At 72.4% G+C, this 21,222-nt stretch carries 17 protein-coding genes and 1 pseudogene; 8 read left to right on the top strand and 10 right to left on the bottom strand.

Features of this window, described 5'->3' with window-relative positions:
* Nucleotides 1-233 precede the first annotated feature (233 nt).
* Nucleotides 234-2,639 (top strand): glycoside hydrolase family 31 protein, encoded by a 2,406-nt coding sequence (locus tag STRNI_RS35520; RefSeq protein ID WP_018090632.1) that lies wholly within the window; start codon nt 234-236, stop codon nt 2,637-2,639.
* A 147-nt stretch (nt 2,640-2,786) separates the two neighbouring features.
* Complete coding sequence (locus STRNI_RS35515) at nt 2,787-3,629, top strand: M15 family metallopeptidase (protein ID WP_277412688.1); 843 nt, start codon at nt 2,787-2,789, stop codon at nt 3,627-3,629.
* A gap of 175 nt (nt 3,630-3,804) precedes the next feature.
* Here STRNI_RS35515 and STRNI_RS35510 read toward each other — a convergent pair whose 3' ends face one another.
* The 4 genes from STRNI_RS35510 to STRNI_RS35495 form a co-directional block, all read right to left on the bottom strand.
* Nucleotides 3,805-4,617, bottom strand: coding sequence for an ABC transporter permease (locus STRNI_RS35510; protein ID WP_159748470.1), 813 nt, complete (start codon nt 4,615-4,617; stop codon nt 3,805-3,807).
* 23 nt (nt 4,618-4,640) lie between these two features.
* A complete protein-coding gene (locus STRNI_RS35505; protein ID WP_266450409.1) occupies nt 4,641-5,489 on the bottom strand; it encodes an ABC transporter permease in 849 nt (282 codons plus the stop codon).
* Nucleotides 5,490-5,503: 14 nt separating this feature from the next.
* The gene (locus STRNI_RS35500; RefSeq protein WP_277412687.1) at nt 5,504-6,679 is read right to left on the bottom strand and encodes an ABC transporter substrate-binding protein; all 1,176 of its coding nucleotides are present in this window, start codon (nt 6,677-6,679) and stop codon (nt 5,504-5,506) included.
* 118 nt (nt 6,680-6,797) lie between these two features.
* Nucleotides 6,798-7,889, bottom strand: coding sequence for an ABC transporter ATP-binding protein (locus STRNI_RS35495; RefSeq protein WP_277412686.1), 1,092 nt, complete (start codon nt 7,887-7,889; stop codon nt 6,798-6,800).
* A gap of 278 nt (nt 7,890-8,167) precedes the next feature.
* Here STRNI_RS35495 and STRNI_RS35490 point away from each other — a divergent pair.
* The 4 genes and pseudogenes from STRNI_RS35490 to glpK all read left to right on the top strand — a co-directional run.
* A pseudogene (locus STRNI_RS35490) lies at nt 8,168-8,617 on the top strand (Zn-ribbon domain-containing OB-fold protein); the annotation flags it as partial.
* Between the two features lie 318 nt (nt 8,618-8,935).
* Complete coding sequence (locus STRNI_RS35485; protein WP_277413365.1) at nt 8,936-10,144, top strand: lipid-transfer protein; 1,209 nt, start codon at nt 8,936-8,938, stop codon at nt 10,142-10,144.
* Between the two features lie 291 nt (nt 10,145-10,435).
* Nucleotides 10,436-11,203 (top strand): MIP/aquaporin family protein, encoded by a 768-nt coding sequence (locus STRNI_RS35480; protein ID WP_277412685.1) that lies wholly within the window; start codon nt 10,436-10,438, stop codon nt 11,201-11,203.
* 86 nt (nt 11,204-11,289) lie between these two features.
* Complete coding sequence (glpK, locus tag STRNI_RS35475) at nt 11,290-12,828, top strand: glycerol kinase GlpK (protein WP_018090640.1); 1,539 nt, start codon at nt 11,290-11,292, stop codon at nt 12,826-12,828.
* 69 nt (nt 12,829-12,897) lie between these two features.
* On the opposite strand, the gene STRNI_RS35470 is transcribed toward glpK, so the two are convergent.
* From STRNI_RS35470 to STRNI_RS35460, 3 genes are all read right to left on the bottom strand, one after another.
* Entirely contained in the window at nt 12,898-13,509 is a 612-nt protein-coding gene (locus tag STRNI_RS35470) for a GTP-binding protein (protein WP_018090641.1), read from the bottom strand.
* A gap of 213 nt (nt 13,510-13,722) precedes the next feature.
* Nucleotides 13,723-14,334 carry a TetR/AcrR family transcriptional regulator gene (locus tag STRNI_RS35465; protein WP_277412684.1) on the bottom strand — a complete coding sequence of 204 codons (612 nt, stop codon included), beginning with the start codon at nt 14,332-14,334 and terminating at the stop codon, nt 13,723-13,725.
* 60 nt (nt 14,335-14,394) lie between these two features.
* Complete coding sequence (locus STRNI_RS35460) at nt 14,395-15,264, bottom strand: alpha/beta fold hydrolase (RefSeq protein ID WP_159490697.1); 870 nt, start codon at nt 15,262-15,264, stop codon at nt 14,395-14,397.
* Nucleotides 15,265-15,476: 212 nt separating this feature from the next.
* On the opposite strand from STRNI_RS35460, the gene STRNI_RS35455 reads away from it, so the two are divergent.
* Together STRNI_RS35455 and STRNI_RS35450 are read left to right on the top strand one after the other, a co-directional pair.
* Entirely contained in the window at nt 15,477-16,301 is an 825-nt protein-coding gene (locus tag STRNI_RS35455; RefSeq protein ID WP_266450419.1) for a PP2C family protein-serine/threonine phosphatase, read from the top strand.
* Nucleotides 16,302-16,355: 54 nt separating this feature from the next.
* Nucleotides 16,356-17,357 carry an MASE1 domain-containing protein gene (locus STRNI_RS35450; protein ID WP_277412683.1) on the top strand — a complete coding sequence of 334 codons (1,002 nt, stop codon included), beginning with the start codon at nt 16,356-16,358 and terminating at the stop codon, nt 17,355-17,357.
* A gap of 52 nt (nt 17,358-17,409) precedes the next feature.
* Here the strand turns inward: STRNI_RS35450 and STRNI_RS35445 are convergent, their stop codons facing one another.
* From STRNI_RS35445 to STRNI_RS35435, 3 genes are all read right to left on the bottom strand, one after another.
* Nucleotides 17,410-17,823 (bottom strand): DUF742 domain-containing protein, encoded by a 414-nt coding sequence (locus STRNI_RS35445; RefSeq protein WP_018090646.1) that lies wholly within the window; start codon nt 17,821-17,823, stop codon nt 17,410-17,412.
* 96 nt (nt 17,824-17,919) lie between these two features.
* The gene (locus tag STRNI_RS35440; protein ID WP_018090647.1) at nt 17,920-18,360 is read right to left on the bottom strand and encodes a roadblock/LC7 domain-containing protein; all 441 of its coding nucleotides are present in this window, start codon (nt 18,358-18,360) and stop codon (nt 17,920-17,922) included.
* Nucleotides 18,357-21,182, bottom strand: coding sequence for a nitrate- and nitrite sensing domain-containing protein (locus STRNI_RS35435; protein ID WP_277412682.1), 2,826 nt, complete (start codon nt 21,180-21,182; stop codon nt 18,357-18,359). Before STRNI_RS35435 ends, STRNI_RS35440 begins: the two co-directional genes overlap by 4 nt.
* Between the last annotated feature and the right edge of the window lie 40 nt (nt 21,183-21,222).

The following is a 21,222-nucleotide window of genomic DNA, read 5'->3' as shown; positions in this document are numbered from 1 at the left end:
TTGCCTGGACGATGCCATGTGATCGACTTGTGCACCAGGGTGGACTCCCCACATTCGGGGGGTGGCGGATGTGGTGCCGCCATGTGGCGCGGGGGCGGGTGGCCGGGGCCGTGGCGGGATTCGGCCATCGGGGGCGAGCCCTGGGCCTGAAGGTGGCCGAGCGTGACCCGGTGCAGGTGAACGGCAGTTGAACGATGCCCGCACACCCGCCCGTCAATGGCAGGCTGACCGGTATGGACGGGCGGGATCTGGTGCGGTCGGTACGGATGATCAGGGCGGTCGGACCGGCGCAGGGACTGCGGTCCGTGCGCTCGGCATGGCGGGCGTGGAGAACGGATGCCCGGGCGCTGCCGCGGCGCGGCGCGGAACGGGCGCGGGTACCGGGGCCGGCGCTGAGGGCGGAGCCCCAGCCGGGCGGCGGCATGATCCATTTCGCGCGGTCGTCGCTGCGGGTGCGGGTGGCCGCGGGCGGTGCGGTGTTCTGCGGCTGGGACGGTGCCGAGCCGGAGCCGTCGTACGCGCTGGCCGGGGCGTGCCCGGAGGTGGATGCGCGGGCGGTGCTGGAGCCCGATACGGAGGGCGGCTGGCGGGTGGTCTCCGAGCGGGTGCTGGTGGTGGTCTCCCGGCACGGCGCGGTGGAGGTGCGGACGCCCGGCGGGGCGGTGCTGCGGCGGGAGTTGCCGCCGCGCTGGTGGGACCGGGCGGGCGACGAGGGGGCGGATGAGCGCACCGGGCGGCCGGAGGGGTGCGGTGTCTCGCGCTGGGTGCAGCGCTCTGAGGTGGCCGCCGACGGCCGGTTCTTCGGGCTGGGCGGCCGGGCACACGGGCCACGGCTGCGGGACGGTGCGTACCGGCTGTGGAACACCGATCCGGGCGGGGCCTTCGAGCCGGGCGACGATCCGCTGTCGCTGACGATGCCGGTGCAGCTGGTGGTGGCGGACGCCGGTACACATCTGGTCTTTCACGACAATTCCTGGGACGGCCGGGTCACGCTGCGCGAGGGCGCGGAGGGGGCGGGCTCGGGCCATGACCGGCCGGGCACCTGTGAGCTGCGGATGGACGGCGGGCCGCTGCGCTACTGGGTGCTGGCGGGGTCCCCGGCCCGGGTGCTGCAGGTCTGGACGGCGCTGACCGGGGCGCCCGCGCTGCCGCCGCAGTGGGCGCTGGGATATCAGCACGCCCGTTGGGGCTTCGGCGGGGAGGCCGAGGTGCGCCGGGTGGTGGCCGGCTACAAGGAGCGGGAACTTCCGCTGTCCGCCGTCCATTTGGACATCGACCACTACGACCGGCACCGGGTCTTCACGGTCGACCGGCAGCGCTATCCGGATCTTCCGGGACTGGCCCGGGAGTTGCGCGCGGACGGGGTGCGGCTGGTGTCGATCGTGGATCCGGCGGTGAAGGCCGAGCCGGGGGACATCGTGTACGAGGGCGGGGTGGTGGCGGACGCCTTTGTGCGGGACGCGCGGGGGCGCGAGGTGCGCGGGGTGGTGTGGCCGGGCGAGTCGGTGTATCCGGATTTCACCGACGCACGGGTGCGCAAGTGGTGGGGTGCGCTGTACGCGGAGCGGCTGGCGCAGGGCTTCGCGGGGGTCTGGCACGACATGAACGAGCCGGCCTCCTTCGCCGCGTTCGGGGAACGGACCCTTCCGCGTTCGGCACGGCATGCGCTGGAGGGGCGGGGCGGCGACCACCGGGAGGCGCACAACGTCTACGGCCTGGCCATGGCCCGGGCCGGCTTCGAGGGGCTGTGCGAACTGCGGCCGGCCGAGCGCCCGTTCCTCTTCTCGCGCTCGGGCTGGGCCGGGCTGCAGCGCTACGGCGGCAGCTGGTCGGGCGATGTGGCGACGGGCTGGCCGGGGCTGCGGGCGTCGCTGTCGCTGGTGCTGGGGCTGGGGCTGTGCGGGGTGCCGTACAGCGGTCCCGATATCGGCGGGTTCTCCGGGGTGCCGTGTCCGGAGCTGTATCTGCGGTGGTTCCAACTGGGCGCCTATATGCCGCTGTTCCGTACGCATTCGGCGATAGGGGCGGGGCGGCGGGAGCCCTGGGAGTACGGGAGCGAGGTGCTCGCACATGCCCGTACGGCGTTGCGTGAGCGGCAGCGGCTGCTGCCGTACTTCGGGACGCTGGGGCAGCTGGCGCGGCTGACCGGGGCGCCGTATGTCCGGCCGCTGTGGTGGAGCGCGGCGCGGGACCGGGCCCTACGGGACTGCGAGGACGCCTTTCTGCTGGGGGACGCACTGCTGGTGGCGCCGGTGCTGGCGGCGGGGGTGACCCGGCGGCCGGTGCGGCTGCCGCGCGGCCGGTGGTACGACACCGCGACCGGGCGCGCGTACGACGGTCCCGGGCAGGTGTGGGTGGAGGCGCCGCTGTCGCGGATTCCGGTACTGGCGCGGGCCGGTGCGGTGCTGCCGGTGGCGGGTGCGGACGGCGGGACGGAGCTGGAGGTGTGGGCGCCGGTAGCCGGGCGCGGGGGCAGCGGGCTGGTGGTGCCGGACGCCGGGGACGGCTGGCAGCGGCCCACCGTGGAGCGCTTCACCTCGCGGCGGTCGGGCGGCCGGGTCGTGGTGGAGCGGCGGGACGGGGGCGCGGTGGGGTATCCGGTGCGGGTGCGGGGGTTGGAGGACGGGGTGGGGGCGTAGCGGGCTGGGGGGAGGCGGAGCGAGCTACGGGGCGGAGCGGGCTGCGCGGCGGAGTGGTTGCGCGGTCGTACGGTTACCCAGTTGCGCGGTTGAGCAGTTGTGCGGCTGGGCTTCCCTCCTCCCTGCCGCGCCTGGTAAACGGGGGCCATGCCGAGACTTGCTGCCGCGCTGCGCGGCCTTGCTGCCGCTGCCGCCGCGCTGATCACTGTCACCGCGCTCTCCCCGAGCGCGGCGGCGGGCACCGTTACCCGCCGGGCGCCGTCGTCGCCTCCCGTCCACGACCCCAAGGCGCCAAGGGAGTTCGTCGCGCTGCGCAGCGTGGATCCCACGATCATCCAGGAGATGCGCTACTTCACCCCGCACGACTTCATGGGCGTGCCGGTGACCGGCTACCGGGCGCCGATGTGCCTGCTGACCCGGGACGCGGCGCGGGCCCTGCACCGGGCGCAGATCTCGTTCCTGCGCCGCGGATACTCCCTCAAGGTCTATGACTGCTACCGCCCGCAGCGCGCCGTGGACCACTTCGTGTCCTGGGCCAAGGACCTCGGCGACCAGCGGATGAAGGCCGAGTTCTATCCGCGGGTCGACAAGTCGACGCTGTTCCGGGACGGCTATATCGCGGAGAAGTCCGGGCACAGCCGGGGCAGCACCGTCGACCTGACGCTGGTGCGGCTGCCGGCCCTGCCCACCCGGCCGTATGTCCCCGGGGAGCCGCTGTCCTCGTGTTACGGCCCGAAGGCGGCCCGCTTCCCGGACAATTCGCTGGACATGGGCACCGGCTTCGACTGCTTCGACACGCTGGCGCACACTCTCGACCCGCGGATCAAGGGCGAACAGCGGGCCAACCGGCTGCTGTTGAAGGACGGCCTGGAGCGCGCCGGATTCGTCAACTACGACAAGGAGTGGTGGCACTACACCTTCACCCCGGAGACGTTTCCGGACACCTACTTCGACTTCCCGGTCGCGCGGCGGTCGCTCGTACGGCACTGACCGGTCGCGCGCGCCGCCGACGGGCCGGGGCACCGAATCACCCCCGTCGATCCCGTGCCCCGGACCCTGCTGTGAGGGACGCGGCCGGACCGCGTCCGGTTCGATGAAAGTCCGCGGAGTCACCCTTTCGGGGAACCTGTGCCGTGCGCTCGGAGCCGGCCGCCGGGCCGTGTGCTCACAGCCGGCCGCCGGCGGTGTCCGACGAGAGTCGCTGGGCGGCGTACACCGGGATGACCGACAGGGCGATCAGCAGCGCGGCGAGCACATCGACGACCGGCGCCTGGTGGGGGCGGGCCAGGTTCTCGTAGATCCAGATCGGCAGTGTCTTGGTGCCCGCGCCCGCCGTGAAGGTGGTCACCACGACCTCGTCGAAGGAGAGCGCGAAGGCCAGCAGCGCGCCGGCGAACAGCGCCGGGCGCAGCGCCGGGAAGGTGACGTACCGCAGGGTCTGCCAGGGGCGGGCGCCCAGGTCGGCGGAGGCCTCGGCCAGGGACGGGGCGATGCGGCGGAGCCGGGCGGCGACGTTGTTGAAGACGATGACGACGCAGAAGGTGGCATGGCCGACCACGACCGTGAAGAGCCCGAAGCCGATGCCCAGCGGCGCGAGGACGGTGCGGAAGGCGGCGTTGAGGGCGATGCCGGTGACGATGCCGGGCAGGGCGATCGGCAGCACGATCAGGAACGAGACGGTCTGCCGTCCGAAGAAGCGGTGGCGGTGCACGGCGAAGGCCGCGAGCGAGCCGAGGACCAGGGCGACGGCGGTGGCGCCGAGGCCCGCCCGCAGCGAGGTCCACAGGGCGTCGCGGGCGCCCGCGCTGTGCAGGGCGCGGCTCCACCACTCGCCGGTCAGCGCGCGGGGCGGCCAGGCGAACGAGGGGTCGGCGTTGACGGAGTTGAGCAGAACCAGGAGGAGGGGGAGGTAGATCAGGGCGAGACCGGCGGCCGTGAGGCAGCCGAGGACGATCCGGGCGGTGCGGGTGAGGTGCATCCGGCTGCCTCCTTCGGTTCAGGTCAGAGTGAGTCGAGCGCGCCGGCCCGGCGGACGGCGGCGAGGTAGCAGACGACGAGGGCGACCGGGACCGCGGAGAGCGCCGCCGCGAGCGGCAGGTCGAGGGTGACCTGGGAGGCGATGACATTGCCCAGGAGCTGGGTGCGGCCGCCGACGATCTGCACGGTGAGGTAGTCCCCGAGGGAGAGCGAGAAGGTGAAGACGGAACCCGCCAGGAGGGCGGGACGGACGGCGGGTGCGACGACGGAGCGCAGGGTCCGTACGGTGCCCGCACCGAGGTCGGCGGAGGCCTCCAGTTGGTGGGCGGGCAGCCGTTCCAGGGCGGCGTGGACCGGCAGGATCATGTACGGCAGCCAGAGGTAGGCGAGCACGAGCACGACGGCGGCCGTGCCGTATCCGGGGCCGTGCAGGCCGAGCGGGGCGAGTGCCGCGTTGATGATGCCGTGCTCGCCGAGCATCACCCGCCAGGCGTACGCCTTGACCAGATAGCCGGCCCACAGCGGGGTCAGCACGGCCACCAGCAGGGCGCGGCGCAGCCGGCCGGCCGCCACCCGCGCCATGAAGAAGGCCATCGGCAGCGCGAGCAGGGCGTCGAGGAGCGTGACGGCGACGGCGATACCAAGGGTGCGCAGGGCGACGGTGCGGTAGACGGGGGTGGTGAGGATGTCGCGGAAGTTGTCGGTGGTCCAGGTGTGGACGACATCCGAGGTGAAGGGGTCGGTGGTCCAGAAGGCGGAGAGCAGGAGGACGGCGAGAGAGCCGAGGTAGGCGAGGACCAGCCACAGGAGGGGCGGGGCGAGGAGCGCGGCGAGCCGGCCGCGGGCGCGGGGCTCATGGCGCGTGGCGGACACCCGGGCGCCCGCGCTCAGCCCTTGATCTCCGTCCAGGCACGGGTCCACTCCGCGTAGTCGGTGCACTTGACGTTCCTGCGGCCGTCGAGGCACTGCGGGACGGGGGTGGTCCAGAAGTGGACGCGGCGGTAGTAGGCCTCGTCATCGGCGTGGTAGACGGCGCAGTGACGGGGGGCGGCGGTCTCCTCGCACGCCTTGGCGTTGGCGGGCGCCTCGCCGAAGTACTCGGCGACCTGGGCGTTCACCTTCGGGGAGACGATCCAGTCGAGCCACTTGTAGGCGCAGTTGGGGTGAGCGGCCTTGGCGGAGACCATCCAGGTGTCGGACCAGCCGGTGGCCCCCTCCTCGGGGAGGACCGCCTTGACGGGGGCCTTTTCCGCGGCGGCGGTGTTGGCGATGACCTGCCAGGTGGTGCCGACGACGCTGTCGCCGCCCTTGAAGGCGGTGACTTCCTTCTGGTAGTCGCTCCAGTATTCGCCGATCTGCTGCCGCTGCTTCTTCAACAGGGCCACTGCGGCGTCGAGTTGGGTGCGGTCCAGTGCGTACGGGTCCTTGATGCCGAGTGCGGGACGGGTCTTCATCAGGTAGAGGGCGGCGTCGGCGATATAGATGGGCGAGTCGTAGGCGGTGACCTTGCCCGCGTACTTCGCCGCGCCGTCGAAGACTGCCTTCCAGGAGTCGGGAGCCGGGGAGACCTTGTCGGTGCGGTACATCAGCAGATTGGCGCCGCGGCCGTGCGGGATGCCGTACATCTTCCCGTCCTTGGAGTTGAACGGGCGCATCTTCAGGCCGCTGAAGATGTCGCGGTAGTTCGGCACCAGACGGGTGTTGACGGGCGCCACGTCCCCGGCGGCGATCAGCCGCAGAGTGGCGTCGCCGGAGGCGGACACGGTGTCGTACTGGCCGGTCTTCATCAGCGAGACCATCTCGTCGGAGGTCCCGGCGGTCTTGGTGTTGACCTTGCAGCCGGTCTGTTTCTCGAAAGGGTGCACCCAGTCGGCCTTGGGGTCGTTGGAACCGTCCTCGGCATATCCGGCCCAGGCGATGATGTCGACGCGGCCCTCGCCCTTGCCGACGTTCTTCCGTTCGGCGGCTCCCCCGCCGTCCGTTCCGCCGCCGGAGCCGCAGGCGACGGCCAGCAGCAGGACCCCGGCCGCCACTGCGGCCTTCCACGGATTCGCGTTACGCATGGTGAACTCCCGCTGTCGCACACGGCTGTCGAGCCCCGCCAGTATCCGGAAGCTGACCGTCTGCCACCAGAGCGCGTCGGGAACCGGGATGCGCCCCGGTGCGTTGTACGACGATCCTTCAGCCGGGCACCGGAATGGCGTCGGCGGCGTTCCACAACAGATGGACCGCGGCGCCCGGACGGGCGGCGTCCGGCAGGTCCGTGGAGTTCAGCCGCACGGCGGTGAGCTGGTCGTCGCCTGCGTCGAGGCGGACCACCACGCGCGTGTGGGCACCGACGTGCGCGATCTCGGTGACCCTGCCGGGCACACACCGCTCCCCCGGTGCCGGGACGCCGTTCGGGCCGCCGTTCGGGCCGTCCGGAGCGACGATCCGGATCCGCTCGGGGCGGAGGCTGTACGTGCCCGGGGCGCCGATCACACGGACCGCGGCCTGGTCGCGCAGCAGATTGGTGGTACCGATGAAGCCCGCGACGAACGCGGTGGCCGGACGGTCGTAGATCTCCAGCGGCGAGCCGGTCTGCACGATACGGCCGCGGTCGAGCACGGCAAGGCGGTCGCTGAGCGTCAGCGCCTCCTCCTGGTCGTGGGTGACGAGGAGGAAGGTGACACCGGTGGCGCGCTGGATGCGCTGGAGTTCGCGCTGCATCTCCTGCCGCAGCTGGAGGTCGAGCGCGCCGAGGGGTTCGTCGAGCAACAGCAGCCCGGGATCGTCGATCAGGGCACGGGCCAGGGCGACGCGCTGGCGCTGACCGCCGGAGAGCCGGTCGGGCCGGCGCGCGCCGTGGTCGTCGAGGCGTACGGTGCGCAGGGCCGCGCGGGCGCGGGCGAGGCGTTCGGATTTGCGCACCCCGGCGACGGTGAGCGCGTAGGCGACGTTCTGCTCGACGGTCATATGGGGGAAGAGCGCGTAGTCCTGGAAGACGGTGTGGACGTCGCGGCGGCTGGGCGGAAGTGCGGTGACGTCGCTCCCGGCGAGTTCGATGCGGCCCGAGGTGGGCCGTTCGAAGCCGGCGATCAGGCGCAGCAGGGTGGTCTTGCCCGAGCCGGAGGGGCCGAGGAGGGAGAAGAACTCGCCTGCCCCGATGGTGAGCTCGGCGCCGTCGACGGCACGCAGCGCACCGAATTCCTTGGTGACGGCGGTGAGCCGTACGGCGGGCGTCGCAGCTGCCGTGGGTGCGGGACGGGCGTCGGTACGGGCGGCTTCGGTCACGGGCGCTCCCCCTCGTGAACGGCTTGATCGCCCGGCGACTGTACCGGGGTTCCGCGCGGGACGGCAGCGTGTCACACTCCTGACGTTCCGTCAGTTTTTGAGCTCCAGCAGTTCCAACAGCGCCAACTGTTCCGTCAGTTCCATTGCGTTCGGTCAGTTCCGTTGCGTTCGGTCAGTGGCGTTGTGCTCGGTCAGTTCCGTTGTGTTCGGTCAGTGGCGTTGCGTTCGGTCAGTTTCGTTGTGCTCCGTTGTGGTCGGTCTGCGGTCGAGGAGGGTCTGTGGCACAGACACGGAAGCCGGTGGTGCCGGGGTGGTTCGATCAGGACGCGGCGGGCTTCCGGCTGCTGGGGACGCGCTGCCGGGCCTGTGGTGCGGTGTTCTTCCCCCGCGAGGACGCCTTCTGCCGCAACCCCGCGTGCGGGAGTGACGAGCTGGTGGAGGTGCCGCTGTCCCGGCGCGGCACGGTCTGGTCCTACACCGACGCGCGCTACCGCCCGCCCTCCCCCTACGTCTCCGATCCGGAGGCCGAGTGGCGGCCGTACGCCTTGGTCGCCGTGGAGCTGGCGGAGGAACGGATGGTGGTCCTCGGGCAGGCTGCGCCCGGCGTCAGCGCCGCGGATCTCAGCGTGGGCACCGAGGTCGAGCTGGTTCCCGGGACCGTCGCCGGGGACGAGGGGGACGACGGGCACGTCCTGACGACGTGGCATTGGCGGCCGTGCGGGCCGGGTCAAGGGGCCGTGACGGAGGGCGCGGAGGCTGTGACGGGTCCGGCGGGGGGCGTGGCGGACGCCGAGAGGATCGTGGCCGACGCCGAGGGGGTCGTGGCCGCGGGGGCTGTGGCCGATGCCGAGGAGGCCGCGAGCGCCGGCCCGCGGGCGGAAACCGCATCTCTATACCCGCCCACCCCCCGAAGGGGGGTGGGCGGCGGGGAAAAAACCAAGGGCGCGGGTGGGCGGCGGGTAGGGGGCCGCCCGGGGAGCCCCGAAACCACCTCCCCCGGCCACAGGGGCATGGCCCAAGACCTGGCCGTTTCCGGAGACCTGGCCATGGCCGGAGGCCTGGCCACGCCCGGCGACATAGCCGTATTGGGCGCCGGTATGCACCCCTGGGGCAAGTGGGGGCGCAGCTTCGTCGAGTACGGGACCAAGGCGGCCCGGGAGGCGCTCGCGGACGCCGGGCTCGATTGGCAAGCCGTACAGAGCGTGGTCGGTGCGGACACGGTGCGCGGCGGCTACCCCGGCTATGTGGCGGGTGCGACCTTCGCCAGGGCGCTGGGCTGGCAGGGCGCCCGGGTGACCAGCGTCTACGCGGCCTGCGCGTCGGGCGCCCAGGCCATCAACACCGCGCGGGCACAGATCCTCTCGGGGATGGCGGAGGTGGCCCTGGTGGTGGGCGCCGACGCCGCGCCCAAGGGGTTCTTCGCCCCGGCGGGCGGCGAACGGCCCGATGACCCGGACTGGCTGCGGTTCCGGGTGCTGGGGGCCACCAACCCGGCGTACTTCGGGCTGTACGCGCGCCGCCGGATGGCACTGTACGGCGAGACGACCGACGACTTCGCGCGGGTGAAGGTGAAGAACTCGGCGGCGGGCGCGGCCAATCCGTACGCCCGCTACCGCAAGCAGGTCACCGTACAGGAGGTCGTGGCGTCCGCCGTGGTCGCCGATCCACTGCGGCTGCTGGACATCTGCGCCACCTCCGACGGTGCCGCGGCGCTGGTCCTGACCAGCATGGACTTCGCGCGCCGGCAGGGTGTCACGGACCCGGTCCGGATCCGCGCGGTCTCCACGGCCACCCCGCGGTATCCGCGGACCGTACTGGATCTGCCGGACATCGCCACCGACTCCGCGGCCGCCGTACCGGAGCCGGAGACCGGCTTCCGGGCGTCGATCGCGCACAGCGCCTACGAGGAGGCCGGGATCGGACCGGAGGACCTCTCGCTCGCCGAGGTGTACGACCTGTCCACCGCGCTGGAGTTGGAGTGGTACGAGGGTCTGGGGCTGTGCGGCGCCGGTGAGGGCGCCAAGCTGCTGCGGGACGGTGCGACGGCCCTGGGCGGGCGGCTGCCGGTCAATGCCAGCGGGGGTCTGGCCTCCTTCGGCGAGGCGGTACCGGCCCAGGCCATCGCCCAGGTCTGTGAGCTGACCTGGCAGCTGCGGGGGCAGGCGGGCGCACGACAGGTGCCGGGGGCCCGGGTGGGAATGACGGCGAATCAGGGGCTGTTCGGGCATGGGTCGGCGGTGGTCGTGGTGCGGTGAGTGTGGCGGGTGTGCGTGCGGTGCGTGCGGTGGCACCGGCGCGTGCGCACGCCCACACAGCCGGGCTGGCCCTCCTAGAGGGCTCGCACCCCTGGCTGCTCGCCCGCAACAACCCCCACTGCACGCGACCTTGACGCCCCCTCACCACCGGTGAACACTTCCGGGTGCCAGTCGGCATCGCCGCACTCAGGCACCCCGGCCGGGTGGCAGCGGCTGTCCGCTGCCCGCCGGTGGCACGCACCCTGCACGGAGGACCGGGGGACGTCCCCGGGCGAGGGCCAAGGAGCCGCCATGTATTCCAATGCGGACATCGTCGTCGGTGAAGTGATAGGCACCGCGATACTCATTCTCTTCGGCGCCGGTGTGTGCGCCGCCGTCACCCTGCACTATTCCAAGGCGAAGGGCGCCGGCTGGGTCGTGATCGCCTTCGGCTGGGGCATGGCCGTACTGGCCGGCGCCTACACCGCGGCGCCGCTGTCCGGCGGGCACCTCAACCCCGCGGTGACGCTGGGTTCGGCGGTCGCGGGCGGCACCGAGTGGTCGAAGGTACCGCTGTACGTCCTGGCGCAGATGGTCGGCGCGGTGATCGGGGCCGTACTGGCCTGGGCGCTGTATTACGCGCAGTTCGCCGCCAACGCCGAGCAGAGCAAGGCCCAGCCGACGCTGGGGATCTTCTCCACCGCCCCGGAGATCCGCAAGCCGGCCGCCAACCTGGTGACCGAGATCATCGCCACCATCGGTCTGGTGCTGCCGCTGCTGTTCTTCGGCCAGAACAAGGGCATCGGCATCGGCCAGGTCCCCGGCGCGCACGCGGGGATCTATGGTTCCGGGATCAATGTGCTGCTCGTCGCGCTGCTGGTCGTCGGCATCGGGCTGTCGCTGGGCGGGCCCACCGGCTATGCCATCAACCCGGCGCGTGACCTCGGACCGCGCCTGGTGCACTCCCTGCTGCCGATCCCCAACAAGGGTTCCTCCGACTGGAGTTACTCCTGGATCCCGGTGGCCGGTCCGCTGATCGGCGCGGTGCTGTCCGGCCTGGTGTACAACGCGGCGTTCTGACCCGGCCGGGGCCGTCGGGGCGTGGCCACCGGGCCGCCCCGCGCCCCGCCGCACCCACTCACCAGGACTTCAGGAGGCGTGACGGCATGACGGAGCGAACCGGGAAGACCGAGAAATATGTAGCCGCGATCGACCAGGGCACCACGTCGAGCCGCTGCATCATCTTCGACCACGGCGGGGCGATCGTCGCCGTCGACCAGCGCGAGCACCGGCAGATCTTCCCCAAGCCGGGCTGGGTGGAGCACGACGCCACCGAGATCTGGTCGAAGGTGCAGGCCGTGGTGGCGGGGGCGCTCGCGAAGGCGGGGCTGCGCGCGGACCAGCTCAGTGCGCTGGGCATCACCAACCAGCGGGAGACCACGGTCCTGTGGGACCGGGCCACCGGCCGGCCGGTGCACCATGCGATCGTCTGGCAGGACACCCGTACCTCCCAGCTGTGCGCGGAACTGGGCGGCGCGGACGGCCAGGACCGTTTCCGGGAGGCCACCGGACTGCCGCTGGCCAGCTACTTCTCCGGGCCGAAGGCGGCCTGGCTGCTGGACGAGGTGCCGGGGCTGCGGGCCCGTGCCGAGCGCGGGGAGATCGCCTTCGGCACCATCGACTCCTGGCTGATCTGGAATCTGACCGGCGGCACCGACGGCGGGGTGCATGTCACCGATGTGACCAACGCGGGCCGCACGATGCTGATGAATCTGTCCACCCTCCAGTGGGATCCGGCGATCCTGTCGGCGATGAATGTGCCGGCCGCGATCCTGCCGGAGATCAGGTCGTCGGCCGAGGTGTACGGCACGGCCGTGGGGCAGTTGCGGGGGGTGCCGGTGGCGTCCGCGCTCGGCGACCAGCAGGCGGCCGTCTTCGGCCAGACCTGCTACGGCGTCGGCGAGGCCAAGAACACCTACGGCACCGGTTCGTTCCTGCTGCTGAACACCGGCAACCGCCCGGTCCCGTCCAAGAGCGGCCTGCTGACGACCATGGGCTACCAGCTCGGCGGGGAGGCGCCGGTCTACTGCCTGGAGGGGTCCATCGCCATCACCGGCGCCCTGGTGCAGTGGTTCCGCGATCAGCTGGGCATCATCGCCTCGGCCGAGGAGATCGAGCCGCTGGCGGCGAGCGTCCCGGACAACGGCGGGGCGTACGTCGTGCCGGCGTTCTCCGGTCTGTTCGCGCCGTATTGGCGCTCCGACGCCCGCGGTGTCATCACCGGCCTGACCGGCTTCGTCACCAAGGCGCATCTGGCGCGCGCCGTACTGGAGGCGACCAGCTGGCAGACCCGGGAGGTCGTGGACGCCATGTACCAGGACTCGGGGGTGCGGATCACCCAGCTGAAGGTCGACGGCGGGATGACGGCCAACCAGCTGCTGATGCAGCATCAGGCGGATGTGCTGGGGGTGCCGGTGATCCGCCCGGTGATCTCGGAGACGACCTGTCTGGGCGCGGCGTACGCGGCCGGTCTGGCGACCGGGGTCTGGCAGGACCTGGACGAACTGCGCAGCCACTGGCAGCGTGACACGGAGTGGACACCGCGCATGGACGGGGCGACCCGCGACCGCGAGTTCGCCAACTGGCGCAAGGCCGTGGAGCGGAGCTTCGGCTGGCTGGCCGAGGACGGCTCGGCGGCCTCGTAGCGCCGCGCGGTACGCAGACGTACGGCCGGTACCCCGGACGGCGGGGTACGGGCCGTACTTCCGTCCCCGTCAGGGCAGTGCGGGCTCCCGCCGGCGGGCGCCGGTCCGCATCGCATGCTCGACGACCGAGATCAGCACATCCCGCGCGGAGTCCTTGAGGCGGGCGTCGCACAGCATCACCGGCACCTGGGGGTCCAGGTCCAGGGCGTCCCGTACGGCCTGCGGCGGATAGCGGTCGGCGCCGTCGAAGCAGTTGACGGCCACGGTGAAGGGCAGTCCGCGCCGCTCGAAGTAGTCGATCGCGGCGAAACTGTCCGCCAGCCGGCGGGTGTCGGCGAGCACCACCGCGCCGAGCGCACCGCGCGCCAGCTCGTCCCACAGGAACCAGAAGCGGTCCTGGCCCGGGGTGCCGAAGAGATAGAGAACCAGCTCGTCGTTGACGGTGATCCGTCCGAAGTCCATCGCGACGGTGGTGGTGGTCTTGGCCTCCACCCCGTCGAGGTCGTCGACCGGCCGGCCCGCCTCGGTCAGCCGTTCCTCGGTCCGCAGTGGTTTGATCTCGCTGACGGCGCCGACCAGGGTGGTCTTGCCGACCCCGAAGCCGCCCGCGACCAGGATCTTGAGCGTCACCGGTTCGACGGCGGCGGACCGTCGGCGGCGATCGGAGCGCCCGAAGGCCATGGGATTCTTCTCCTGAATTGCCGTGAATGCGGGTGGAGCTCACGCTGGATACCCGAGCCCCGGCGCACGGGGCAGCAGGCGCAAGGGAACGGTACAACGTGCTCAGCACGGCGCCCACTTGAGATGTGTCACGCTTGGGAGACGCCGCGGGGCAGAGGGCGCCAACCTGCCCAAAAGGGCGGTGGAAGCAGTGGTTGGGGCAGCCGGGTGCCTTCAGCGCGGGGTGAGGACGCCGGGCCGGTCGAGCAGGCCCAGCAGGCTCACAAAGCTGGATTCGATGAAGGCGCAGAGCTCGTCCTGGGCGCCGGGCTCCTCGGCGGGCCAGTTGACGACCGCCTCCTCGGCGAACGCCATCCAGGCGCGGGAGGCCAGTTCGAGCCGAGGGGCGTCCGGCATCCCGAGCCGCCGCTGGCCGTCGCGCACCCGGCGGGCGAGGGTCTCCCGGGTGGCGCCGACGATGTCGGTGACCGCGGGATGGCTGCCGGCGGCACCCCGTACCAGGGCGAGGTACACCTGACGGTGTTCCAGGACGTAGACCACGAAGCCCGAGATGAAGGCCCGCATCCAGACGACCGGCTCCAGGGTGCCGTCCGGTTCCGTCGCGGCGGTGAACCGGTCGCACGCGGCACGGACCACCGCGCGGTAGAAGTCGCGCTTGGAGTCGAAGTAGTGGAAGAGCAGTCCGCGGGAGATCCCGGCCCGGCGGGCGACCTCGTCGGTGGACAGCTCGTCCAGGGAGCGGTCGGCGAGCATCTCCAGACCGATGCCGACCAGCTGCTCCCTGCGCTGGTCGGGCGTGAGGCGGGTGGTTCGCTTGCCGGACATGCCCGCAGTTTACGGCGGCGGGGGGCCGGGACGGCCTCGGTGTCCCGGCCCGCCACGGTGTCAGACGTACTGGCCGAGGTGCTCCAGGATCGGCGGCGTGACGAGGGCCGGGGCCTCTTCGGGCAGCCAGTGGCTGGCCCCCTCCAGGGCTTCGAAGCGGTACGGGCCGTCCACCCACTCGCCCGTCGACTCGGCCGCACCGCGGCCCAGGGCGACATCCTCGCTGCCCCACAGGAAGAGGGTGGGAACGGTGATCCGGCCGGCCGGAACGGAGATGACCGACTCGGGGGCGCGGTACCAGTTCAGCGTGGCGGTCAGCGCGCCCGGTGCGGAGAGGCGACGGACATTGCCGTCCACGAGGGCGGCGGGGACCTTGCCGCCGTACGCGGCGCGCAGCCGGGCGGCGTCGTCGGCGAGCAGGGCGGCTTCCGCGGCGCCCTCACCGCTGCGGAAGAAGCGGACGTAGTCGAGCATGTGGTGCTGGGTGGGGTCCTCGGCGGCGGCGCGGTTGAGCGCGTCCGGGTGCGGAGTGGCCAGCACGGTCAGGGACTTCAGCCGCTCGGGGTGGGCACCGGCCACGGCCCAGGCGACCATGCCGCCCCAGTCGTGCGAGACGAGGTGAAAGCGGTCCGCGCCCTGGGACTCGGCGAAGGCGAGGGCGTCGGCGACGAGTTCGGGCACGGCGTAGTCGGCGATCCGGGGCGGGCGGGCGCGGCGGGAGTAGCCTCGCTGGTCGACCGCGACGGCGCGGTAGCCGGCCGCGCCCAGAGCGGTGAGCACGGCGCTCCAGGAATCGGCGAACTCGGGCCAGCCGTGCAGCAGCAGGACGAATTCCCCGTCGGCGGGCCCGCAGGCCAGTGCGTCGTAGGTGTGCGGGCCGACCTGGATCTCCAGGTGGTCGAAGGGTGCCGGGGTCGCGTCCGGGGCCATGGCGGCGGATCTCCTTCTGTTGACAATTGCTCAATAGGCACCGTACCGCGCGATTGAGCGTTGCTCAACAAAGCCCCTTGTGCCGTGTCCGGAGCGCCGGACGCCCCTCCCCCGGCCCGCGGCCCGTCCGCCAAGACCCCACCCGTCGGCGGTAATCTGAACCCAGCAGCGAGTCGCCGTACCGGGGGACCGATCCGGAGCGGAAGTGCTGGATGGATCAACGCCGCACCACCCCGACCCCGCCACCCGACGAGCTGCTGCGCCGCCTCGGCCAGCTCACCGGCCAGGTGATGGCGCGCATCGAACTCCAGCAGGCACGGGTGGCGCTGGCCGTGGAGCTCCAGCGGCACATGCTGCCGCCCGAGCTGCCGGGGCTGCCGGGCCTGCGGACCGCGGCCCGCTACGTACCGGCCCAGACGGGCCTGGACATCGGGGGCGACTGGTACGACGCCTTCGTGCTGCCGGACGGCTCGCTCGGCTTCGCCATCGGCGACGTCCAGGGCCATGACGTCGAGGCCGCCGCCTTCATGGGCATGGTCCGCACCGGCCTGCGTGCCGTCGCGGGCGCCACCACCGACCCCGGCGACGTCCTGAGCAGGGCCAACAACCTGCTGGTCTCGATGAGCTCCGATCTGCTGACGACCTGCACCTTTCTGCGCTTCGACCCGGTCACCGGGGAGCTGGCCGACTCCCGCGCCGGACATGTACCGGCGATCTGGGGCACCGCCGAGGGCGCGCAGGTGCTCCAGGACGCGGGAGGACTGCCGCTGGGCCTCTTTCCTGACGGGGAGTACCCGGTCACCCGCCGCCGGCTGTCCCAGGAGGGAGCGTTCGTCCTGATCACCGACGGGGTGGTGGAAGGGCCGACCTACCCGATCGAGAAGGGGCTGGCGCGGGTGGCCGCACTGGTCGGCGCGGCGTACGACGCGGACGCCGACGAGCTGGCCGCCGAGGTGATCGCGGTGGCCGATCTGACCGGGCACCGCGATGACGCCGCGGTGCTCGTCCTCCGCCACGACGGCGGTCCCTACGCCTAGGCGAGCACGGCATCGGACGCAGCCGTCCGGCGGCACGGTACGAGTGGAGGCTCTGTGAGACGCACGGAGTGGCTCGGACGCCATGGCGCCACCGCCGCGCGGATCCTCGGTGTCGCCGCCGTCTACTACGGCGGTGCCAAGCTCGGGCTGCTCCAGGAGCTGGTCCGCGGACAGGTCACCCCGCTGTGGCCGCCGACCGGTATCGCACTGACCGCGCTGCTGCTGTTCGGGCCGCGGATCTGGCCGGGGATCGCGCTCGGCGCCTTCCTGGTCAATGTGTCGCTCGGGCCGTCGCTGTCCGTGGTGCTCGCGATCGTCGTCGGCAACACGCTCGGTCCGCTGCTCTCGTACCGGCTGCTCCGCCGCGCCGGGTTCCGCGTCGAGCTGGACCGGCTGCGCGATGCCGTCGCGCTGGTGTTTCTCGGGGCGCTGACCGGGATGCTGGTGAGCGCGGTCATCGGCAGCGGTGTCCTGGTGCTCTCCGGGGCGCTGCCGACGGGAGATTTCTTGCCGACGTGGGCGGTGTGGTGGACCGGCGACGCGATGGGCGTGCTGGTGATCACGCCGGTGCTGTTGCTCCTCGCCGCGGCCCGACGGCCGCGGTGGGCCGGGGTCCGTCCGCTCCGGTGGCTGGAGGCGGCGCTGCTGGCGGCCTGCACCTGCACGGTCACCCTGCTGGCCGTCAGCAGCCCGATGAACCTGCTCTACCTGGTCTCACCGTGTCTGATCTGGGCCGCCTTCCGCTTCCAGCGGGCGGGCGCCGCCCCGTGTGCGCTGCTCGTCTCGACGATCGCGATCGTCGCGGCCGCCGGGCAATGGGGGCCGTTCGCCGGGCACGATCTGCTCACGAACATGGCCACCCTGCAGGCGTTCAACGGGATCACCGCGCTGACCGCACTGCTGCTCTCGGCGGTCGTCACCGAGCGGCGCAACACCCATGAGGAGATCCGCCGGGTCTGCGCACAGCTGGCGGAAGCGCTCTCCCGGCTGGATCCGGGTGCCGCCGCCGAGCAGTGGCCGCCGCCGCGGAAGCAGAAACCGGACGGCGGCGGCTGAGCGGGACGGCGGCCGCTGTGCCGGGCGGCGTAGCGCTGAGCCGGGCGGCGGATCACAGCGCACGCAGGCCGTCGATCACCTCGCGCAGCACCTTCTCGTCCGGCAGCTCGGCCGGGGGCACCGGCCTGCTGACATGGACCAGCTCCGCATCCAGCAGATCCCCGATCAGGACCCGTACGACGCCGACCGGCAGATCGAGTTCGGCCGCCAGCTCGGCGACCGACAGCGGCTCCTGCCGGCACAGCCCGACGATCTCGACATGCTCGGGCGACAGGGACTGGTCGTCGACCGTCTCCTCCGCGCGGCTCTCGGCGATCACCAGCGCGATCAGATCGAGGCGCCCCTCAGCCGCCGTACGGGTGCGCCCGCGCGTCATCGCGTACGGACGGACGACCGGGCCCGCGTCGTCGTCGAACCAGCGGGCCGCTTCCCGGTCCCGCGCCGCCCGGCCGTCCTGTTCGCTCATGCCGATACCTCGCTGCGCCCGGTCCCGCACCCGCGAGGCGCGCCTCTCTGCACGATGAGCCCGCCGCGCCCGCTCATGGCGTCACCATCGTCGTCCTCAGGGGGTCAGGCCGGACCGGGGCGCGGTGCCCAGGTGCGTGCCCACGCGCTTGACCAGCAGCGTCATCTCGTATGCGATCAGCCCGACATCGGAGTCCGCATCGGCCAGTACGGCCAGGCAGCTGCCGTCGCCGGCCGCGCTGACGAACAGGAACGCGTCGTCCAGCTCGACCATGGTCTGCCGGACCTGGCCCGCGTCGAAGTGCCGGCCGACGCCCTTGGCCAGGCTGTGGAAGCCGGAGGCGACCGCGGCCAGATGCTCGCCGTCCTCGCGGGTCAGGTCCTTCGAGGCGCCGGTGGCCAGTCCGTCGCTGGAGAGGACGAGTGCCTTGCGGATGGAGCCGACCCGCTCGACCAGTTCGTCCAGGAGCCAGTTCAGCTCGCCGGACCCCTTCGCCGAGACCGATGCGGTGGAAGCTGCTGCCTTCGGTGCGGTCATGGACCGTCCCCTCCCGATGTGGTTCCTGGTGCTGTGGTGCCCGTGGCATCTCCGTCATGGGTGACGGTGTCACGGGCGTCCGGGTCTGTGGTGTCCGGGCCTGTGGTGTCCGCGGCCGGGTCCTCGCCCCGCGGTGGCGTGCCGGTCTCGCGCGGGTCGTCGCCGTTGTCGCGCCGGCCGCGCTGCCAGCCGCGCTGGAGCGAGGCCATCCGGGCGCGTACCGCCTCGGCGTCCCGGTCGTCCGCGGGCGGTGCGGTGCTCCGCCTCGCCTCGGCCTGCTCGACGGCGTCGGCCTTGAGCTGGGGCGCGAGGCTGGCCTGCCGTACCCGGCGGGGCAGGCCCGTGGACGTGGTCGGCGCGGGCGCGTCCGGTCCCTCGGCGGGCCGCGGGGCCTGCGGTGCCGGGTCCTGCGGCGCGGCGGACGACGGCCGGTCCGCGGCATGTCCGGAGGTGGAGTCCTCGGGGCCGGGACGTGCCGTGTCCGGCTTCCGCTGCGGGGCGCGGTCGTCGACCGTTCTGCCGTGGTCGGAGACCAGCACCGGCGGGCGGTGGCGGCGCGGCAGCGGGGCCGGGCCGCCGGGTGCCTGGTCCTGGGTCTGCTGGTGCTGCTCGCCCTCCGGAGCGGACGGCACGGGGGCGATACCGCGCGGTGCGGAGGACGGGCCGGCCGGTGCGGCGGCGGGGCCCTTCGCCTCGCGGCCGCGTTCCCGCTTCCGGAAGAGGCCGCCCTCGTCGTCGGGGCCCAGCTCGTCCGGGCCGAGCGGCGCCTCGAGTTCGACCGGTCCGTCGATGACGGCCGGTTCCCGCTCCCGCTCGGGCCGCGGCGCCGGCACCTGCGACAGCGCGGCCAACTTGCCCGCCGCATGCTCCAGTTCGTTGCCGACGGAGCCGCCGGGGGCCGGATCGTCGTCCTCCCGGCCGCTGTCGTGGGTCTCGGTCAGGAGCGTCCCGGGGAGGAAGACCACGGCTGTGGTGCCGCCGTACGGCGAGGGCTGCAGGGAGACCCGTACGTCCTGCCGCTGGGCGAGCCTGCTGACCACGAACAGGCCGAGCCGGTCGGTGTCGGACAGCTCGAACTCGGGGGTTTCGGCGAGCCGGAGATTGGCCTCCAGCAGCAGGTCGGGTGCCATGCCCAGACCGCGGTCGTGGATCTCCAGGGTGAAGCCGTTGGCGACCCGTTCGCCCAGCACCTGGACGGCGGTGTGCGGCGGGGAGAAGACCGTGGCGTTCTCCAGGAGTTCGGCGATCAGGTGCGTGAGGTCGGACACCGCGGGGCCGTCCACCGCGAGCCGCGGCAGCCGGCGCACCTCGATCCGCTCGTAGTCCTCCACCTCGGCGACCGCCGCGCGCACGACATCCATCAGCTGGATCGGTTTGCGCCACTGCCGGGAGGGGGCCGCGCCGGAGAGGATGACCAGCCCCTCCGCATGCCGTCGCATACGGGTGGTCAGATGGTCGATCCGGAAGAGGTCGGCGAGTTCGTCGGTGTCCTCGGTGCGCCGTTCCATGGCGTCCAGGAGGGTCAGCTGGCGGTGCAGCAGGACCTGGCTGCGGCGGGCGAGGTTGACGAACACGTCGGAGACGCCGCGGCGCATCTCGGCCTGCTTGACGGCGGCCTCGATCGCGGCCCGCTGGAGGGTGTTGAGCGCCTGGCCGACCTGGCCGGTCTCGTCCTGGCCGAAGACGAGCCGGGGCGCCTCGGTCTCCACATCGATCTGTTCGCCCGCGGCCAGCCGCCGCATGACGCTCGGCAGCCGGACGCCGGAGACGTCATGGGCGGCCTTGCGCAGCCGGATGAGGTCGCGCACATGGCGGCGGCCGATCCGGAACGAGACGACGATCGAGACCAGCAGCGCGACAAAGCCGAGGACACCGGCGATGGCGGCCTTGAGCAGGATGTTCGTGGCGATCGGCGCGACGCGCTCCTGGTAGCGGTCGCCGGCGCCCTTGCCCATCCGCTGGAGGTCGCCGAGGACCTTCTTGGCGGCGGTGTTCCAGCGCTCGGCGTTGACCGCCCGCGGTCCGTCCTGTGCGCCGGCGGCGATCACCCGGTCCTCGTAGGAGGTCAGCTCGCGTGCCTGCGCGGAGCGCCAGTAGTCCGCGTAGAGGCCACGGTCCCGCATCGGCAGCATGGGGAGGCTGGTGTCGTAGAGGACCCGGCGCTCGGCGACCCGGTCGGACAGCTCCCGCAGATCACGCTTGCTCATGCTGCCGGAGGCCAGCACCGCGGACATCAGTGCGTCCTCGCGGGCGACGGCCTCCCGGGCGCGGGTGACGATGACCAGCGCCCGGCCCTGCTTGTCCATCTCCACGTTCTCCAGGGCGTGGAGCGCGGCGAGGAAGTCATAGCTGGGGTCGACGAGGGAGTTGTAGCCCTCCATGGCCTCGTCGCGGGAGACGGTGTTGTCCTCGACCTGGGCGCGCAGCGAGCCGAGCCCTGAAAGGCCCTTGAGGATGCCGCGCATCCGGCTGCCGGTGTCGCCGGTCAGGCCCTCGCGGACGTCGCGGGTGCCGGCGTCGGTGCGGAGCCGGGTGACGGCCTCGTCGGTGGCCCGGGCCCGGGCGCGGAGCTCACCGAGCGCGTCGGCGCCGCGCCGGTCGGCGAGGTAGAGCAGGCTCTGCCGGCGCTCGCGCTGCAGGGTCTGGACGACGTCCTCGACCGGATACCCCAGCTTCTGTACGACGTTGCCGACGTCCAGCAACTGGTTGGCTTCCCGCCCGGTGATGTACGTCATGAACGCCCACATGGACGTCAGGGACACCAACGGTACGAGCAGCAACGCCACGATCTTCCGGCGGACCGACTTCCCGCGAAAGCGCATGGCCTCCCCAACGTCAACCCCGGCGCACGGGGGTGGTGTT

The sequence above is a fragment of the Streptomyces nigrescens genome (assembly GCF_027626975.1).
Taxonomy (GTDB): domain Bacteria; phylum Actinomycetota; class Actinomycetes; order Streptomycetales; family Streptomycetaceae; genus Streptomyces; species Streptomyces nigrescens.
Note: the sequence above shows the minus strand (reverse complement) of the source record. Positions and strands in the feature narration are given on the sequence as shown.

What these genes read in the sequence shown, in the direction of transcription:
- STRNI_RS35440 (WP_018090647.1), bottom strand. Translation starts at nt 18,360, where the DNA reads ATGACCGCACCGAAGGCAGCAGCTTCCACCGCATCGGTCTCGGCGAAG.
- glpK (WP_018090640.1), top strand. Translation starts at nt 11,290, where the DNA reads ATGACGGAGCGAACCGGGAAGACCGAGAAATATGTAGCCGCGATCGAC.
- STRNI_RS35465 (WP_277412684.1), bottom strand. Translation starts at nt 14,334, where the DNA reads ATGTCCGGCAAGCGAACCACCCGCCTCACGCCCGACCAGCGCAGGGAG.
- STRNI_RS35500 (WP_277412687.1), bottom strand. Translation starts at nt 6,679, where the DNA reads ATGCGTAACGCGAATCCGTGGAAGGCCGCAGTGGCGGCCGGGGTCCTG.
- STRNI_RS35515 (WP_277412688.1), top strand. Translation starts at nt 2,787, where the DNA reads ATGCCGAGACTTGCTGCCGCGCTGCGCGGCCTTGCTGCCGCTGCCGCC.
- STRNI_RS35480 (WP_277412685.1), top strand. Translation starts at nt 10,436, where the DNA reads ATGTATTCCAATGCGGACATCGTCGTCGGTGAAGTGATAGGCACCGCG.
- STRNI_RS35435 (WP_277412682.1), bottom strand. Translation starts at nt 21,182, where the DNA reads ATGCGCTTTCGCGGGAAGTCGGTCCGCCGGAAGATCGTGGCGTTGCTG.
- STRNI_RS35520 (WP_018090632.1), top strand. Translation starts at nt 234, where the DNA reads ATGGACGGGCGGGATCTGGTGCGGTCGGTACGGATGATCAGGGCGGTC.
- STRNI_RS35445 (WP_018090646.1), bottom strand. Translation starts at nt 17,823, where the DNA reads ATGAGCGAACAGGACGGCCGGGCGGCGCGGGACCGGGAAGCGGCCCGC.
- STRNI_RS35510 (WP_159748470.1), bottom strand. Translation starts at nt 4,617, where the DNA reads ATGCACCTCACCCGCACCGCCCGGATCGTCCTCGGCTGCCTCACGGCC.
- STRNI_RS35470 (WP_018090641.1), bottom strand. Translation starts at nt 13,509, where the DNA reads ATGGCCTTCGGGCGCTCCGATCGCCGCCGACGGTCCGCCGCCGTCGAA.
- STRNI_RS35460 (WP_159490697.1), bottom strand. Translation starts at nt 15,264, where the DNA reads ATGGCCCCGGACGCGACCCCGGCACCCTTCGACCACCTGGAGATCCAG.
- STRNI_RS35455 (WP_266450419.1), top strand. Translation starts at nt 15,477, where the DNA reads ATGGATCAACGCCGCACCACCCCGACCCCGCCACCCGACGAGCTGCTG.
- STRNI_RS35485 (WP_277413365.1), top strand. Translation starts at nt 8,936, where the DNA reads ATGGCCGGAGGCCTGGCCACGCCCGGCGACATAGCCGTATTGGGCGCC.